The sequence below is a fragment of the Acinetobacter sp. Ver3 genome (genome assembly GCF_000632455.1).
In the GTDB taxonomy this organism is placed as follows: Bacteria; Pseudomonadota; Gammaproteobacteria; order Pseudomonadales; family Moraxellaceae; genus Acinetobacter.
Window position 1 is genome coordinate 34,620 of record NZ_JFYL01000017.1, and the last position, 16,574, is coordinate 51,193.

Below are 16,574 nucleotides of genomic sequence, written 5' to 3' on the forward strand. Positions count from 1 at the left end.
TATGGCAATCCCACGTATTGCAAGTTACCCCATGCCATCTGCTCAAGATTTTCCAGTTAACAAAGTTGATTGGACTTTAGATGCATCACGGTCGGTTTTATTGGTACATGATGTTCAGCAGTATTTTTTAGATTTTTATGATCAGACCCAAGCGCCCATTCCCACATTAATCCGAAATTGTAAAGCCATTATTGATCAGGCACATGCACTAGGAATTCCAGTGTATTACACCGCACAACCTGGTGATCAGACGCCAGAACATCGTCAACTATTAACGGATTTTTGGGGTAAAGGTTTGTCAGCTGATCCAGCATTGACCAAAATTATTGATCCACTGCAACCAAAAAATGAAGACACCGTGCTGACAAAATGGCGCTATAGCGCATTTAAAAAAAGTGATTTTGAGCAGCAAATCAAACAAGCCAATCGCGATCAATTAGTGATTTGTGGAGTATATGCCCATATTGGTTGCTTATTAACAGCAGCAGAAGCATTTATGCTGGATATTCAAGCATTTATGGTTGGTGATGCCTTGGCGGATTTTAGCCGAGAAGAACATGATCTTGCACTAAAATATGCGACTGGGCGCTGTGCAAAAGTCATGGATACTCAGACTGTGATTAATGACTTAGGTCAGGGGCAATGATCATGAATGAATTAAGCATGCTTGAGCTAAAAAATATGGTCGCTCATCAATTGAATTTACCTGTAGATGAAATTCAGCAGGAAGATAATTTATTTATGTTAGGACTTGATTCAGTCAGTCTTATGACGCTGGTTGGATTGCTACGTGAAAAAGGCTTTCAAATTGAATTTCAAGATTTGGTGGAGGAGCCAACGTTGAATGAATGGAGTGATCGTCTTAAATTGAATAGAGATTAATGTAAGACTAATGTGCATACCTTGAAAATCAACACATGCACAATCAACGGCCCTAGCCAAAATACTTATAGCCAAAGGCCATTTTCGTTAAATTATTCGCTAACGTGAGTGGATCTTACATGCAATTAAAAAAATACTATTCTGATCAACAATGGAAAAAAATCCAAAATTTTGCCGAAACAAAGCAAAGCCCTTTTTTAGTTGTTGATTTAGATCAAGTGCAAACTCAATTTATTGAGTTGCAAAATAGCTTTCCAAAAGCCCATATTTATTATGCAGTGAAAGCAAATCCAGGTCGTGAAATTATTCATAAACTTGATCAACTTGGCTCATGTTTTGATGTTGCATCAATTTATGAGTTAGACAAAGCGCTTGAATGTGGAATTCATCCAGATCGTATTTCATACGGTAATACTATTAAAAAAGCTTCAGACGTTGAATACGCTTACCGAAAAGGAATCCGTTTATTTGTTACCGATGCGGAAGCAGATCTCGCCCAAATAGCCGAATTCGCACCGAACTCTAAAGTCTTTGTCAGGGCAATGGTAGAGTCGGGAGGTACAGCAGATTGGCCACTATCACGTAAATTTGGATGCCATCCAGATATGGCGGTTGATTTAATGGTGAAAGCTAGACAATTGGGTTTAATACCCTTTGGCGTGTCATTCCATGTCGGTAGTCAGCAACGTGATGTCACTGTATGGCGTTCAGCTTTAACGGTAGTGAAGCAAATATTTGATACTTTGAAAGAACAATACGGTATCAGCTTACAATTAATCAATTTGGGTGGTGGTTTCCCAGCACATTACTTAGCTGATGTTGACAGTATTCAAAGTTATGCGCACGAGATTCAACGCTATCTTGATGAACACTTTGATGATCAGGTGATATTATTTTTGGAGCCAGGCAGATCGCTGGTGGGTAATGCTGGTGTGATTGTTTCAGAGATTGTTCTTATCGCCAATAAATCAGCACATGATGATAAACGATGGGTGTACACGGATGTGGGCGTCTTTAATGGACTAATTGAAACTTTAGGTGAAATGATCAAATACCCTATATATACACCTAAAATGCATTCAGCACATGAACATTCAAGTGTTGTGCTTGCAGGACCGACCTGTGATTCAACAGATATCATGTATGAAAAAGTGCCTTATCAGTTACCAAAAAACTTGAGCATTGGAGATCGACTCTATTGGTTAAGTACTGGAGCTTATACAACCTCTTATGCTTCGGTCGAATTCAATGGTTATCCACCTTTAAAAACGTTCTATTTAGATTGATTTTAGGAATGGTGCTATGTGGTTGGTAGTCAGTCGCTCAAGCTGCGAGCCACATAGCCTAACCTTCACAGAAGCGTTATCATAATGCTAAAATCTTGATGGGTAGGCTCATGAAAATCGTTGCAGATGAAAATCTCGCATTCACAGATTATTTCTTTTCAGAATTTGGCGATATTTATAATAAAGCTGGTCGTACCTTAAAGCATGACGATGTGGTCGATGCTGAAGCCTTATTAGTACGTTCTGTGACGAAAGTGAATTCTGCGCTCATTCAAAATACTGCATTAACCTTTGTGGGTAGTGCAACGATCGGCACAGATCACTTGGATATTCCAGCAATTGAACAGCAAAATATCCAATGGACAAATGCTGCAGGATGTAATGCCCAAGCTGTTTCTGAATATGTTATTACTGCGTTATTAGCTCTAAATCCTCATTTGCTAGATGCAGAACAAGATTTCACTTTAGCCATTATTGGACTGGGTAATGTCGGTTCTCGACTCGCACATATGGCGAAACTATTGGGATGGAACGTCATCGGGGTTGATCCTTTTGTACAAAGAGAAAATATTCAGCAAGTCACTTTAGATGAAGTTTTTTCAAAAGCAGATGCAATTTCTATCCATGTGCCATTAACCACTTCAGGGATGCATGCAACCCGACATATGTTTAATGCTGAGACCTTAAAAAAGCTTAAACCATCTACAATTTTAATTAATTCTGCCCGTGGGCCCGTCATTGAAGAACAAGCTTTGATTGCAGATATTCGAGCAACGGGTCGTAAAGTTGTACTAGATGTCTTTGAGCATGAACCAGTCATTACGGAAGATTTACTGGATCTTGTGCAATTGGTGACACCTCATATTGCGGGTTATAGTCTTGAGGGTAAAGCGCGTGGTACCCAGATGATTTATGATGGTTTCTGTCAGCATTTCGGCCATCAGCCTTCAAAACAGTTCGAAACCCAATTGCCTACATGTGAACAATATTTTAACAATAGTGATCTCAAGCACACGCTGAAAACTCAATTAAACCATATCTACGATATCTTTAGAGATGATCAGAACTTAAGAGCATGCCTCATAGATGGGAAAGTAGATCAAGCCTCATTTGATCAATTACGTAAAACCTATCCATTACGCCGTGAATGGGCTGCTCATGGAGGGCCGCAAGCATGACTGACTCTCTGAGCTATCTACCAACTTGCGATCTTACAGCCATGAAGGCCAGAGCGAAGATGTATCAACAGATTCGCCAATTTTTTTTAGAACGTGATGTTTTGGAAGTGGAAACTCCAATTTTATCTCATGCTGGAGTAACCGATGTCCACTTGGCATCAGTTGAGGCAAGCCGTCATGTGCATGGTCATTTGAAAAAGCACTATCTTCAAACTTCACCAGAATTTGCCATGAAACGACTGTTGGCAGCAGGAGTAGGGCCAATTTATCAAATCTGTAAAGTTTTTCGCGATGATGAACATGGACGTAAACATAACAGTGAATTTACCATGCTTGAATGGTATAGACCTGATTTAAGTCTCAAAGAGTTAATGTTTGAAGTTACAGATTTACTCAATGTCACTTTGGCACATCGTTTTGGCGAGGTGCGACCTACGATTTTAAGTTACAAACATGCATTTATAGATCGCTTAGATCTCAACCCACTTAAATCCACATTAAAGGAATTAAAGGATTGTTGTAATCGTGTTGGGTTAAATCTAGATCTGGGTGATGATCGTCTAGGTTATATCGACTTGTTATTTTCGCATATGGTGGAACCGAGCTTAGGTTTTGATACGCCTGTATTTTTAACGGATTTTCCACCAGAACTTGCATCTCTTGCAAAAACTCGAGTTGATGAAGATGGGGAATTGGTTGCAGCACGTTTTGAGCTATATATTAAGGGCTTGGAGTTAGCAAATGCTTATGATGAGTTGATTGATGCAGATGTATTGCGTTCCCGTTTTGAAGCCGATAATGCTGAACGTGAAAAATTAGGCTTAGATGTTATGCCAATAGATGAAAATCTCTTAGCAGCATTGCCTAAAATGCCAGAATGCTCAGGTATCGCATTGGGGATCGATCGTTTACTGATGGTGGCAACAGAGAAAATGAAACTAGAGCAAGTGATTACATTTCCTGCTGATCGCTCATAAGATTTTTCTCTTCAGGATAAAGGACGATCTTGAGGAGTTAATATTTTGACAAATGTTGTGCTATACGCTTTAAAACCGTGATTTAAATAAAACTGATGTGCAGGTAATCGTTCAGCACGATTACCACTACTGACCACAATTTTTTGAATACCTTGTTGAGTGGCTATATGTTCAACGTGAGCCAACAGTTTTTGACCAATCTCTTTATCGCGATGCGCCTGATCTACAATGAGTACTAGAATGCGAAAATACGGATCAGCACATTCCCATGATATTTCTTCAACAAAACCAATATATGCGATAACTTGTCCATGATCGATAAATACTAGGGTTGTATAACGCTCCTGGGCTTGCAACCTAATTAAACGTTCTTTCATAAGTTCTGTCCGAGTTGGATAGCCGAGTTGGGTAGTCAATTCAGCGATCGCTGCAACATCATGGTTTAAATTTACAGGTCTAGTCAGCATTGTCGTGGCTCTTGAAACATGGTTTATAAGTATGAATTGAAGTATGTTTAAATAATTTAATCTTTCATGTATTTTGTTTAGATAAATTTAATATTTTATCTTTTAATATTGGATTTAATTCATCTTTCCGATTTGAAGATTTAAAACAATAATCATAGGCGACTATATGTCTTTTTCTATATTTTTATCTTTTGTAATTTATACAATTGTGACATCCATAACACCTGGACCTAACAATTTGATGGTCGCAACTTCAGGAGTGAACTTTGGACTCCGCGCGACTTATGGACACATTTTGGGTGTAGCAATCGGTTTTGGGGTCATGGTGATTTTGGTTGGTTTAGGAATTGGTACATTACTGAGTCAAAATCAATTTGTTTACGAAATTCTAAAGTTAATCGGTATTGCTTATCTAATCTACTTAGCCATTAAGATTGCTAAATCAGGCTCAGTTGAATTAGATAAAACTCAAGCGAAACCCATTACTTTTTTGCAAGCTGCATTATTTCAATGGGTCAATCCAAAAGCTTGGATTATGGCAATGGGCGCGGTGACGACTTATTTAGCTGCAGGCAGTGAATTTTATTGGTATATCATTTTGGGTGTTGTGTTTGGGTTAGTCTGTATTCCATGCACGGGAGCTTGGGGAATACTCGGAGAAAAATTACAAACTTTGGTGCGTACGCCACAGCATCTAAAGATCTTCAATTACAGTATGGCGCTATTATTAGTGGCTTCAATCATTAAACCAATGATTGATTCTTTTAAATATTTTCAACAATCATTCTTTTAAAATACGATTACCTCCTGAGCTTCAGGAGGTAAATATTATGTATTTACAATGGATTGATATTTTTCTCGGTGCATTGACAAAGCTTCAATTCTTTTTTGGATCAGCATTTCACCAATATCAGGGCCTTTGATCTCAGGCGGTAAATCAGATGCTTTAATTGAACGAACAATCTGTACTGCATCTAATACATATTTTGCTTGAGGATATTCACGGTCTTCGAGACCTAAGCGACCTTTGGCATCACATTCACATGCTTGTACAAAAGCCTCAACACGTTCAGGACGGCGTAATACATCTAAACGTTGTAATAGACGCCAAAGTGTTCCTGGTTTTAATGTAAACGCCTGATGGCATTTAAGATGTTCTTTGCACACCGCAATAGCCAATTGTTTGGTTTGGGTCGGAACTTTAAGACGTTCACATAAATCAGTCACGGGCTGAACACCACGTTCCTCATGCATGATATGGCGAGGTAACTCATCTTTAGGCGTGAGTGCTTTACCCAGATCATGCACTAATACTGCGAAGCGTACATCCATCGAGTAGTCTGCTTTACAAGCTTGTTGTAATGACATCAAGGTATGAATACCACAGTCAATTTCAGGATGGTATTCAGGACGTTGTGGTACACCAAATAATGCTTCGATTTCTGGAAAGAGGATTTTGAGAGCATCACACTGACGAAGGACTTCGAAGTAAATATCAGCATCACGTTCCATTAAAGCACGAGAAGTTTCTTTCCAAACACGTTCAGGCGTAAGTGCTTGCAATTCACCAGAATCAGCCAAATTTTTCATTAAGGCTATGGTTTCTTCAGCTACTTTAAAACCATACTGATGATAGCGAGCTGCAAAACGGGCAACACGCAATACTCGTAGTGGATCCTCTGCAAAGGCATCAGAAACGTGACGTAAAATGCGTTGATTCAAATCTTGATGACCATGATAAGGGTCGAACAACTCACCATCTTCATTCATGGCCATTGCATTGATTGTCAAATCACGACGAATTAAATCATCTTCAAGGGTTACCGAGGGATCGGTAAAAAATTCAAAGCCATGATAACCATGCCCAGATTTACGCTCAGTACGAGCGAGGGCGTATTCATCTTTAGTTTCGGGATGTAGAAATACAGGAAAATCTTTACCAACAGGTTGGAAACCTTGGTTTAAAAGTTGTTCTGGTGTTGCACCGACAACGACATAATCTTTTTCGTGATAGGGGTGTCCGAGCAACTGATCTCGCACTGCGCCGCCTACTAAATAAACTTGCATAAAAAACCTCTATTCTTAGCACCATCATGCATCAGAATAGAGGTTTTCTCAAGTCACAAAACGTGCCCTAAATAAAGGATTAGAGCGCGTTTTTTTCCTCTTCTTGAATTTCTGCAACAGTTAATGCAGTCATATTTACAACACGGCGCGTAGTAGCTGTTGGTGTTAAGATATGAACTGGCTTAGCCGCACCTAATAAGATTGGACCGATTGTTACATTATTTCCTGAAGTTGACTTCAACAGGTTGAATGAAATATTTGCAGCATCTAAATTCGGCATAATCAATAGATTCGCAGAACCTTTGAAGCGCGAGTTCGGGAATGCAAAGCTACGGATATTTTCATCAAGTGCTGCATCTGCATGCATTTCACCTTCAACTTCAAGTTCAGGTGCGATTTCAGAAAGGATTTCATACACTTTACGCATTTTTTGAGCGCTAGGGTCAGTCTGATCAGAACCAAAACTTGAGTGCGACAACAATGCGACACGTGGAGTAATACCGAAACGACGGACTTCATCTGCTGCTAATATAGTCATTTCAGCAAGCTGTTCAGCCGTAGGGTTACGATTGATGTATGTATCTGCAATGAACAAGTTGCGATCTTCGAGCATCAACGCATTTAAGGTAAAGAAAGTGTTATGACCTTCTTTTAAACCGATGACATTACTCACGAAATCTAAATGAATATCGTAGCTAGAATACGTACCGCATAGCATACCATCTGCTAAGCCGTGGCGTACTAACATCGCTGCAATCAGGGTCGAACGACGACGTGATTCACGTTGTGCATACTCAGGTGTTACCCCTTTACGCATCATCAGATTATAGTAATCATCAGCAAACTTTTCGTAATCAGGATTTGTTTCTTGATCAACGATAGTGATATTCACACCATTTTCTAAACGTAAACCTAATTTCTTAATATTCGCTTCGATCACAGCAGTACGACCCACTAAGATCGGTTTTGCCAGGCCTTCGTCTACTGCAATTTGAACAGCACGAAGAACACGAAGATCTTCACCTTCCGCATAAGCAATACGTTTAGGATCAGTTTTCGCTTGAGCAAAAATTGGTTTCATCATAAATGCTGAGTTGTAAACGAACTCAGAAAGACGCTGATGATACACGGAGAAATCTTGGATTGGACGAGTCGCTACACCAGAATCCATCGCAGCTTTTGCGACAGCAGGCGCAATTTCAAGAATCAAGCGTTGATCTAGTGGGCGTGGAATTAGGTAATCACGTCCAAATGATGCAGATTTTTCACCATAAGATGCAGCATCAGCTTCTACATGTGCCATACGAGCAATTGCGTGTACACATGCAATCTTCATTTCTTCGTTAATGGTTGTTGCACCTACATCAAGTGCACCACGGAAGATATATGGGAAGCAAAGCGCATTATTGACTTGGTTCGGATAGTCTGAACGACCCGTCGCCATGATGACATCATCACGAACTTCATGTGCATGTTCAGGCAGAATTTCAGGATCTGGGTTAGCAAGCGCGAAGATAATTGGATCCTTCGCCATGACTTTGACCATTTCTTTAGTCAAAATACCCGCAGCTGATAGACCAAGGAACATATCTGCACCAGCAATTACGTCGCCAAGCTGAGAACCTTCGATATCTTGAACATAGCGTTTTTTAGACTCGTCTAAACCTTCACGTTTTTTTGTTAAGAGTCCACGAGAGTCAGCAACAATGATATTTTCTTTTTTAGCACCAAGCGCACAAAGAAGATCTAGACATGACAGTGCAGCAGCACCTGCTCCAGAAGCGACGATCTTGATATCTTCAATTTTTTTGCCGTTCAATTGCAAAGCATTTAAAAGCGCTGAACCTACAATAATTGATGTTCCATGCTGATCATCATGAAAAACTGGAATATTCATACGCTCGCGAAGTTTCTGTTCAATATAGAAACATTCTGGAGCTTTAATGTCCTCGAGGTTAATACCGCCGAAAGTCGGTTCAAGAGCAGCAACAATATCTACGATTTTATCTGGATCATTTTCTGCAATTTCGATATCGAAAACATCAACGCCTGCAAACTTTTTAAACAGGACGCCTTTACCTTCCATCACTGGTTTAGAGGCGAGGGGACCAATATTACCCAAACCGAGTACTGCAGTACCATTACTGACGACTGCGACTAAGTTACCACGTGCAGTATAAAGCGCTGCTTTAGAAGGGTCTTTTTCAATTTCCAAACATGGCACTGCAACACCTGGGGAATATGCTAATGCTAGATCATGTTGGTTGACGAGTTGCTTACTCGGAGTAACGCTGATTTTTCCTGGCGTTGGAAATTCGTGGTAATAGAGTGCTTGCTGTTTTAAAGATTGATCGTCCATCTGAATCCCAGTTATTACAATGTTCCAGCCTTGCTGGTTTTTTGGTTATATCGGTTCGAATATACCACTAGTTGCACATTGATCACAGTTAAAAGTCGAAATTTCATACATATTTAGGACTTTGGTCTAGCCTTTATTTAATTTTTGAGAATTGATATTCATTTTGCAGAAATTGAGTGCTATCAGCGCTATTTAATGGTCTCGAAAAATAATAACCTTGGAAATAATCACAACCTTGTTTTTTTAAATATTCAATTTGCTCGATATCCTCAACACCTTCAGCAACTAATTTCATCCCCATCGTTTTACCCATTGAAATAATTGCATCGACAATAGCATTATTTTTACGAGTGCCAATCTTTGAAATAAAGGCGCGATCAATCTTGAGTGTATCAATAGGATAATCTGCAAGATATGCAAGTGATGAATAGCCTGTCCCAAAGTCATCTAAGGCGATTGAGAAATTTTTATCCTTAATTTGGTCTAGCAAATCAAAAACATGAGATGATTTATCTAACAATGATGACTCGGTAAGTTCAAACTCTATAAACTCCGGTTTGAGTGAGTATTTGAGCACGGCTTGATCAATAAAATTGAGAAATTCCCCACGATGGATCTGTTGCGCCACGACATTAATAGAAATTTGTAACTTATCAAATCCTAATTCATGCCATATTTTAAGTTGCTTACATGTCTGGAAAATAACAAATTTTCCGATATCTGAGATCAGACTAGTCATTTCAGCAATGGGTATAAAACGATCTGGCATGATGATGCCGTACTTTGGATGATTCCAGCGGATTAACGCTTCAAAGCCGCTCACTTGCATCGTTTTACTTTCTATCTTAGGTTGATAGTAAATTTCTAAGTCCTGATTCTTTATAGCAAGTCGTAAATCTCTTTCGAGCTCAATGTCACTGCCAAAAATGGATTCAGGCTTATTGTCATAATAATAGGCTGTGCTGCCCCCTAGTTTTTTTGCTTCTGTTAAAGCGCTTTCCGCGTGACTATTTAAGCTACCAATTTGTCTACCATGATTGGGGTAAATTGCGATACCCAGTGAGACATGAATCATGTGTTCTTGCCCATCGATGATAAAGGGTATTTCAAAGGCCTCAAGGATCTGATCGACGACTTGTTGGATCGTGTAATGACTATGATTTAAGTTGTAAATCATAGCAAAGTCATCATTATTTAAATATGAAATCAGAACGGCTTTAGAACAGGTATATTTCAGTCTTCGGGAAACTTCTTTGAGAACTTCATCTCCAGTTTGATGATTGATAAACTCATTAAAATGTCTAAATCGATCAATGTTGAGACGAATAATAGAAAAATGGCTCAGAATTTTAGATTTACTAATTAGATACTGGTGTAACTGTAAATTAAAATAAACACGGTTAGGTAAGTCTGTAAGTAGATCGTAATTCTCTAAGTAGGCCATTCTTTCAAGATTTTGTTTCCGTTCAGTCAAATCTGAAATGATGCCTACATAATTTAAAATTCTATTTTTATCATCACGAACTGCATTGATATGCAGCCATAAGGTTAATATTTTTCCTGAAATAAATTCTTCTGTGACCTCAGCATCATATTGTCCAGTGTGTAACACAGTCTGAGTTATATCGGCGTGATGTTGGCTGAGTTGGGATGTGGAAGATTTGGTAATATCAAAGATGTGTTTTGAGATAATATCTTGCGGTGGGATGTTGACCAATTCACTAAAATAAGGATTAACTTCTAAAAAACACAAGTTATTGTCTAAAACGAAAACTCCTTGGGCCACTTGATTAAATACATTCGAAGCTAATTTCAATTTTTCTTGTGCTTTTTTTTCACTCTCAATGTCTTGGAAAATACCCACCATTTTAAGAGGTTTATTATTTTCAGGATCACGTGTAATAACTCGACCAATATCTTTAATCCAAAACCACTGATCTTTTACTTTAGTTCTATAATGTGCTTCAAAACGTTCAGTATTTCCTCTTAAATGTTTACGGAGCTCTTTACGATAATTTTCTTGATCTTCTGGGTGAATAAACTCGTTAATTTGATCAGTTGCACTTTGGTAATGTAAAACCTGATTACCATATTTAATGCCTGAAATTTCAATAGTTCTTTTCTCAATATTCCATAGCCAAGATGAAATTCCAGCAGTTTCATGCGCAAAATCGAGGTTAGCTTGATGGTGCTGCAGTCGATCGTTGATCTTATTAATATCGTAGGTTCGTTCAATTACTTTTTGTTCGAGTAATTGATTATGCATTTGTAATTGGCTTTCAATTTCTTTGGATTTTTCAATCTCATTTTTTAGCTTTTCTTGGAGAAGTGATGACTCCATAAGATGTTTTCTAGATTCAGATAAATAGAATTTATTGTGACTATTTAATATTCCAAGACGGCGGTACATCTTATGGGTAAGGAGTGCGCAAATAAGTAATACGCCAAACCAAATATTAAAGATTAAACTAAAAACATCAGGAGTATTATCTAAAAAAAGGAAATTGGAAAGGACTATGGCCGAAGCTGAAGGCAAAAAAACATAAAGAAAGTATCGTAAACGCTGTGATAGAAATACAATAGCAAAAGTATAAACAATAGATAACATTAACCCAGCTAAAGTCAACATATGTATATCTTTGACTTCTGGATTATGTTCGGGGATAAGCTGTAATACGGTATAAATACCGATAGCTAGACCAGCTCCAGTAATTAAGCAAACCAATTGTGCCCACATGTCTAAGTTAAAAATACTAATTTGATTAGATTTTTTAAAAAAGAGGGTAAAGCAAAAACAGATTAAAAGAATGGCGCTGAATATAATGAGCCAAATGGTATAAGGGATCGAAAAGCTTTTGAAGTAAAAAAAGTAAATAAGTTGATTATAGATACAGGCAAAGAGCACCCACGCTAAAAAAAAATGCAAATTAGAAGTCGCACTTTTGATCTGGCTATCGAGTACAGAGTTGGAAACATGCTCTCCCTGAACTTCACTCATAACTGGCAATACCTTAATTTTCTTTCTACTTTATTTGAATTATTTTTGAGTACGAACTTAAAAAATATAAATTTAGCGCGACAACTCTTTTCTCATTAAAGTACTGTCTAATTGGATGAAAATCAATTCTATTGTGAGTTAAATCACGGAATTTTGAGAAAATATTTATTAAAATTTGTAATTTAAGATCGATAAAGCAACCACTGGTGCAGTTTCTGTACGTAAAACACGTTCACCAATACACCAATTGATAAATCCATGCTGATTTGCAGATTGGATTTCAGCTTCACTCAATCCACCTTCTGGACCAATGAGTAGTGCTATATTTGAGGAAGCATCTTTTAACACATCGACCTCATCTTTATTGGGTGCCAAGACTAATTTCGTTTCAGGGAGTTCGCTATTTAACCATTGTGCTAAAGGGAGTGGGGCTAATATTTTAGGAACAATATTCAATCCACACTGCTCGCAAGCAGCAATTGCTACACCTTGCCAATGATCTAATTTTTTTTGATCGCGGTCGTACTTTAAACGCATTTCGCAACGTTCAGAGGTGAGAAGTTGAATTTCAGATACGCCTAACTCAACCGCTTTTTGAATAGCATAATCCATGCGGTCACCTTTACTCATTACTTGACCAAGTAAGGCATTAAAGTTTGGGGAGCGATTGGTTGGGTTAAATTCTTGAACTAGAACCGAGGCTGTTTTTTTATTGGCTTCAGTTAACTCAACTTGATATTCGCCACCTTGACCATTAAACAAGGTCGCTTTTTCACCGACTTGTGCACGTAAAACTTTGACCCAATGATGAAATACAGTTTCAGTTAGCTCAACTGTTGTATTTACATTTAAGTCTGCTTCAATAAAAAAACGAGGCATGTGCATTACTCTAAAATCGGTAAAATAAAAACTTCTTTTATCTTCAGTCCTTACATCAAATAAATTGAACCTAAGCTGTCGATAAAAGAAGTCAGGAGACTTATGCCAGACCGAGGTCTTTCACAAGTTGACGAGTTGGATCAGTTGTATTCATCGTATAAAAATGCAGACTTGGTGCACCACCTGCAATTAAGCGCTCGCAGAGCTTCACAATCACTTCATGACCAAAGGCTTTAATTGAAGCAGTGTCATCACCATAAGCCGCAAGTTGCTTACGAATCCAACGAGGGATTTCGGCACCAGTACCATCCGCAAAACGAATGAGATTGCTTGCATTCGTAATTGGCATAATGCCCGGTGCCACAGGAATATTCACACCTTCTTTTTGAATGCGCTCTACAAAGTAAAAATACGCATCTGGATTAAAGAAGAATTGAGTTAAGGCTGCATTTGCACCTGCATTGGCTTTCTCACAAAAGCGTTTGATGTCTAAATCAAAGCTATCTGCTTGTGGGTGCATTTCAGGGTAAGCTGCAACTTCAATTTGGAAGTGGTCACCCGAATGTTCACGGATAAAGCGTACTAAATCCTGAGCATACGGTAATTCACCTAAGCCAACTTGACCGGAAGGTAAGTCACCACGTAGTGCAACAATACGGTCAATCCCTTGAGATTTATATAAATCTAAAAGTTCAGCGATACGTTCTTTACTATCACCAATACAAGAGAGGTGAGGAGCAACAGGCGTACCTTTACCATTAAAATCAGCTAAAGTCGAAAGTGTACGTTCACGTGTAGAACCACCTGCACCATAAGTCACAGAGAAAAACTCTGGATTAAGCAACTGCAGTTCTTGGTGAACAACTTTAAGTTTTTCCGCACCTGCATCAGTTTTGGTTGGGAAAAACTCAAAAGAAATTGGAATCTGTTTAGACATGTTCAAATCCTTTGTACTTATTTCAGCAAAATAGAATTCAAAGAAAAGCAGGCTGTTCAGCCTGCTTGTTCAAAGATTAGTATTTATAAGCGTCAGATTTGAATGGACCTTCAACAGCAACCCCAAGGTAGTCCGCTTGTTCTTGAGTTAATTGAGTCAGAACACCACCGAAACCTGCAACCATTGCTGCAGCAACTTCTTCATCTAATTTCTTAGGAAGAAGTTCAACACGGATCGCTGCTTGTTTTTGGTCTTCAGGAAGATCAGCAAATTTCTCAGCGAACAAGTGCATTTGACCTAAAACTTGGTTTGCAAAAGAACCGTCCATCACGCGAGATGGGTGACCAGTTGCATTACCAAGATTTACTAAGCGACCTTCAGAAAGAAGAATGAGGTAATCATTTTCATTTTCTGAACGATATACTTGGTGAACTTGTGGTTTAACTTCAACCCACTTATAACCACGTAAGTAGTTGGTATCGATTTCAGTGTCAAAGTGACCGATATTACAAACTACTGCACCTGCTTTTAATGTATCAAGCATTGCAGCGTCACAAACGTGGTAGTTACCAGTCGTTGTTACGATTAAGTCAGTATTTAAAAGAAGATCAGCGTTAACGTCTTCTTTTTTACCTGTTTGTACGCCGTTTTTGTATGGAGAAACTACTTCGTAACCGTCCATACATGCTTGCATTGCACAGATTGGATCGATTTCAGAAACACGTACGATCATGCCTTCTTGACGAAGCGATTGCGCAGAACCTTTACCTACATCACCGTAACCAATTACCAGCGCACGACGACCAGATAACAGCATGTCAGTTGCACGTTTGATGGCATCGTTTAGAGAGTGACGGCAACCGTATTTATTGTCATTTTTAGATTTAGTTACTGAGTCATTTACGTTGATCGCAGGTACTTTCAATGAACCGTCTTTCCACATTTCGAGAAGACGTTGAACACCTGTTGTTGTTTCTTCAGTAATACCGTGGATTTTTGCGAGTACTTCTGGGTATTTTTCATGAACAAGCGCAGTTAAGTCACCGCCGTCGTCCAGAATCATGTTGGCATCCCAAGGCGTACCATTTACATTAATTTGTTGTTCAAGACACCACATGTATTCTTCTTCAGTTTCGCCTTTCCAAGCAAATACTGGAACACCAGAAGCTGCAATAGCTGCCGCAGCGTGGTCTTGAGTTGAGAAAATGTTGCAAGATGTCCAACGAACTTCAGCACCAAGCTCTACCAAAGTTTCGATAAGAACAGCTGTTTGGATTGTCATGTGGATACAACCCAAAATTTTAGCACCAGCAAGTGGTTTAGCCGCAGAGTAACGCTTACGCAGACCCATAAGGGCTGGCATTTCAGCTTCTGCAAGTTTGATTTCTTTACGGCCGTAGTCAGCAAGTGAAATATCGGCAACTTTGTAATCTGTAAATGAAGCATTAACCGCGTTCATCACGATCTCCTTATAAAAAACAAAAATTGATCATTATGTTCGCGGATGCCGTTGTTGGTCCATCTGAGCAGATTGACCGATCGTCGAGCCTGGCGCTTTTACATTTTGTACTTGTAAAACGTCGCAGCATCCCTCGACTAGCGGAGTATTGTACTTCTAAACTTGCGAATTTCCAATGTTAAGTTGGTTATTGGTGATTCAAAGTATTTCAATTAAATCGCGTCAACTTCAGATTCCGATGATATTAGAGATTTTATTTTCTGTGCTTTTTCAAAGTGGTCAAGTTTATGTTTCATGATCCACCAATGAGCTACTTCCATGAGTGCATCGGGGTCATTATTTTATTTGAAAAGAAAGCATAAAATGACAAACCTACAGACTCTCCCTTCCGATCGATTTTTTCATCACAAATTCGAATAATTTTGTCTTTGATTGATTTATTCATTTTGGCAACGTATTAGAAATTTAATTTAAAATTTTTATCATTCAATCTATCAAGCTTTCATTAGTGTAATGTTGAGAAAATGTAGGATTGAATAATTTGGGCTATAAATAAACCGATTCCGAAATTTAAGTGTGCCACTAAGCTATTTTTTATGCTGATCCATTGATTGGGCGTTTTACTCGCAAAGAAACCAAATCCAAGAATAGGTTGCATCACCAAAAATGGGATAATAGCAGTTGAAAGTCCAAATAAAATAGAAGATATAAAAGCTTCCAAAGTAGTATGTGAATTATCGATATAAGTATAAATTAAAGCGAAAAAAATACCGGTTATATAATGAAATACCCAACCCGTAATGTATTCAAATTTGTGTACAGGGGCTTCGGTAATATTTCTGTATACGTATTTTTTATTTTTAACTAAAAAGAAAAACCTACCCAAATAAGCATAGTTAAATGAGGGGATTTTAAAAATCATCGCTCTTACCCAACCTAAAAAATCCATAATTAAAGTAGCGCTTAGGCCTAAGGCTAAAATGTAAATTAAAATATTCATGAAAGGATGACTCTCTAATTTAAGTCATGCTAGTGTGCAACTTAAAGCTAACTTGAAGTCAAGGTGCATTAATGGAAATAGATAT

General features: G+C 38.4%; 14 protein-coding genes and 1 pseudogene. 6 read left to right on the forward strand and 9 right to left on the reverse strand.

Features of this window, described 5'->3' with window-relative positions:
• Position 1 precedes the first annotated feature (1 nt).
• From CL42_RS06800 to epmA, 5 genes are all read left to right on the forward strand, one after another.
• Positions 2 to 646, forward strand: a complete 645-nt coding sequence (locus CL42_RS06800) for an isochorismatase family protein (RefSeq protein ID WP_035266486.1) — start codon at positions 2 to 4, stop codon at positions 644 to 646.
• 2 nt (positions 647 to 648) lie between these two features.
• Entirely contained in the window at positions 649 to 882 is a 234-nt protein-coding gene (locus tag CL42_RS06805; RefSeq protein WP_228133240.1) for a phosphopantetheine-binding protein, read from the forward strand.
• A gap of 119 nt (positions 883 to 1,001) precedes the next feature.
• Entirely contained in the window at positions 1,002 to 2,168 is a 1,167-nt protein-coding gene (locus CL42_RS06810; RefSeq protein ID WP_035266490.1) for a type III PLP-dependent enzyme, read from the forward strand.
• Positions 2,169 to 2,278: 110 nt separating this feature from the next.
• A complete protein-coding gene (locus tag CL42_RS06815; RefSeq protein ID WP_035266492.1) occupies positions 2,279 to 3,346 on the forward strand; it encodes a 4-phosphoerythronate dehydrogenase in 1,068 nt (355 codons plus the stop codon).
• Positions 3,343 to 4,323, forward strand: coding sequence for an EF-P lysine aminoacylase EpmA (gene epmA / locus CL42_RS06820; protein ID WP_035266494.1), 981 nt, complete (start codon positions 3,343 to 3,345; stop codon positions 4,321 to 4,323). The genes CL42_RS06815 and epmA overlap by 4 nt, the downstream gene beginning before the upstream one ends.
• Before the next feature lie 11 nt (positions 4,324 to 4,334).
• Here epmA and CL42_RS06825 read toward each other — a convergent pair whose 3' ends face one another.
• Positions 4,335 to 4,790: a GNAT family N-acetyltransferase gene (locus tag CL42_RS06825; RefSeq protein WP_051586553.1), complete on the reverse strand. Its 456-nt coding sequence runs from the start codon at positions 4,788 to 4,790 to the stop codon at positions 4,335 to 4,337.
• A 166-nt stretch (positions 4,791 to 4,956) separates the two neighbouring features.
• On the opposite strand from CL42_RS06825, the gene CL42_RS06830 reads away from it, so the two are divergent.
• Entirely contained in the window at positions 4,957 to 5,583 is a 627-nt protein-coding gene (locus CL42_RS06830; protein ID WP_035266496.1) for a LysE family translocator, read from the forward strand.
• 35 nt (positions 5,584 to 5,618) lie between these two features.
• Here the strand turns inward: CL42_RS06830 and CL42_RS06835 are convergent, their stop codons facing one another.
• From CL42_RS06835 to CL42_RS06865, 8 genes and pseudogenes are all read right to left on the reverse strand, one after another.
• Positions 5,619 to 6,857: a multifunctional CCA addition/repair protein gene (locus CL42_RS06835; RefSeq protein WP_035266499.1), complete on the reverse strand. Its 1,239-nt coding sequence runs from the start codon at positions 6,855 to 6,857 to the stop codon at positions 5,619 to 5,621.
• A 79-nt stretch (positions 6,858 to 6,936) separates the two neighbouring features.
• Positions 6,937 to 9,216: an NADP-dependent malic enzyme gene (locus CL42_RS06840; protein WP_035266506.1), complete on the reverse strand. Its 2,280-nt coding sequence runs from the start codon at positions 9,214 to 9,216 to the stop codon at positions 6,937 to 6,939.
• A 133-nt stretch (positions 9,217 to 9,349) separates the two neighbouring features.
• Positions 9,350 to 12,214: an EAL domain-containing protein gene (locus tag CL42_RS06845; RefSeq protein ID WP_035266508.1), complete on the reverse strand. Its 2,865-nt coding sequence runs from the start codon at positions 12,212 to 12,214 to the stop codon at positions 9,350 to 9,352.
• A gap of 168 nt (positions 12,215 to 12,382) precedes the next feature.
• The gene (locus tag CL42_RS06850) at positions 12,383 to 13,093 is read right to left on the reverse strand and encodes a 16S rRNA (uracil(1498)-N(3))-methyltransferase (protein WP_035266510.1); all 711 of its coding nucleotides are present in this window, start codon (positions 13,091 to 13,093) and stop codon (positions 12,383 to 12,385) included.
• 100 nt (positions 13,094 to 13,193) lie between these two features.
• Positions 13,194 to 14,030, reverse strand: a complete 837-nt coding sequence (gene metF, locus CL42_RS06855) for a methylenetetrahydrofolate reductase [NAD(P)H] (protein WP_035266512.1) — start codon at positions 14,028 to 14,030, stop codon at positions 13,194 to 13,196.
• 76 nt (positions 14,031 to 14,106) lie between these two features.
• Positions 14,107 to 15,489: an adenosylhomocysteinase gene (ahcY, locus tag CL42_RS06860; RefSeq protein WP_004814998.1), complete on the reverse strand. Its 1,383-nt coding sequence runs from the start codon at positions 15,487 to 15,489 to the stop codon at positions 14,107 to 14,109.
• A 212-nt stretch (positions 15,490 to 15,701) separates the two neighbouring features.
• Positions 15,702 to 15,934: pseudogene (locus CL42_RS17505) on the reverse strand (DUF6500 family protein).
• 60 nt (positions 15,935 to 15,994) lie between these two features.
• Positions 15,995 to 16,489: a DUF2938 family protein gene (locus CL42_RS06865; protein ID WP_035266514.1), complete on the reverse strand. Its 495-nt coding sequence runs from the start codon at positions 16,487 to 16,489 to the stop codon at positions 15,995 to 15,997.
• Positions 16,490 to 16,574: the final 85 nt, after the last annotated feature.